Source organism: Streptomyces sp. NPDC037290 (assembly GCF_055603245.1).
This window is the reverse complement of record NZ_JBVJVZ010000130.1, coordinates 1-1,533: the sequence shown is the minus strand read 5'-3', so window position 1 is coordinate 1,533 and position 1,533 is coordinate 1. Positions and strand designations below refer to the sequence as shown.

Below are 1,533 nucleotides of genomic sequence, written 5' to 3'. Positions count from 1 at the left end.
AAAAAAGCTCCTGATAGACGGGTTCACGACCAAGATCACCAGTCCGCCAACTTTCGCGTGCTTGTCTACCCTCCCCAAGCTCTCAACTTCGTTCGAGCAGGGGAGACCCCAACGCATCGATCTGTCCAGCCGTACTCTGCGGCATCTCTCCGGTCCTCTCGCAGGTCACCGCCGTCGGATCGGTTTGCGCTGGCGTCGCCTGACCTTCGGCCGGCAGGCCCTGCTCGTCCTGGCCCGCCTGCGCTGCGGTGACACTTACGCCCGTCTCGCCGCGGGTTTGCATCGGGATCGCCACGGCTTACCACTAATTACGTGAGGCCGTCGGCCTCCTGGCCGCCTTCGCGCCCCCGCTGGACCAGGCCATGACGACCGTCCGCAAGAAGGCTTGCGTGATCCTCGATGGCGCTGTGCTGTCGATCGATCGTATCGGCGCCGACCGGCCGTACTACTCGGGGAAGAAGAAGCACCACGGGATGAATGTGCAGGTCCTGGCCGATCCCGCCGGTCGCCTGACCTGAGCCTCGGACGCCCTTCCGGCAGCTATGCACGACGTGACCGCAGCGCGGGCTCTCGGCATTCCAGCCGCCCTCGCGGCAGACGACATCAAGTGCTGGGCGGACAAGGCGTATCGGGGTGCCGGCCCTGCGATCCGTGTGCCGATCCGTCAAACACCTGCGCGCTGGCGCGGCGTCACAATCGCGATCACGCCAAGATCCGCAGCCTCGGCGAACGTGCCATGGCCACCCTCAAGTCCTGGCGACTCCTGCGGAGGCTCCGCAGGCCGCACCACCCGGATCACCGCCGTCACCCGTGCCGTCGTCGCCCTCGAACTCGCTACCTGATCAAGATGGAAAAGGCTCAGTGAACCGTCACTCGTTGAGCCGAAGGTTGTTGCGGGTCGCCGAGGAAATCCTCACATTGGAACGGCAAGGCTGAAGTGGATAGTGGTTCACCACGCCCGAGATCCCAGAGATGCAGTCACCCAATCGTTCCCAAGCGGCGGCCCAGGACGCTTCGCGTGCCGGCCGGTGACGTAATCTGGAAACTCGGTACAGGTCGCGCCAGGAGAGCGCGGTCTGTATTTGTGATGTTCACTGTGAGTAGGGGGGCCTTTGAGGATTTCAGGGGTGAGCTCTGCTCCTACGTGCTCGGACATGACTTTCAAGGACGCCATGGCCGCGCTTGTGTCGGATGGCATGTTCTGGATTCGCTGGAAGAACGCGTGTGGACTGCCACCCTGGACGGTCTGGTGGTTACGGGGTTCGAACCACTCGCAGAACTGTCCATATTGAGCATACTTAAAAACTGTCATGGAATGTCCCGTTCGGCTGAGAGAAAAAGCTTCTGAGCCATCGGAAAGATTCACTTCGATCTCTGTGTCGCACTGCGATTCAGACATGAGGCGTGCTTCGCCCGGTTCGGCTCCATAGGCCGCGAGGACCTGTTCGGGGCTGTGGTTCCGTGACAGTGTCAAGGAGAAGTCGCCGTAGTCTTCGATGTCCCAGGTAGCTGGCATCGCTGTCATCCTCCCGT

Annotated in this window: 1 protein-coding gene and 1 pseudogene; one reads left to right on the top strand and one right to left on the bottom strand. The window is 62.0% G+C overall.

Annotated elements, in window-relative coordinates:
- The first annotated feature begins 61 nt into the window (after positions 1-61).
- Positions 62-842, top strand: a pseudogene (locus tag ACZ7HQ_RS45395) (transposase family protein).
- Between the two features lie 107 nt (positions 843-949).
- Here ACZ7HQ_RS45395 and ACZ7HQ_RS45390 read toward each other — a convergent pair.
- On the bottom strand, positions 950-1,533 hold a 584-nt coding region (locus ACZ7HQ_RS45390; RefSeq protein ID WP_471003473.1), incomplete at its 5' end, for a hypothetical protein.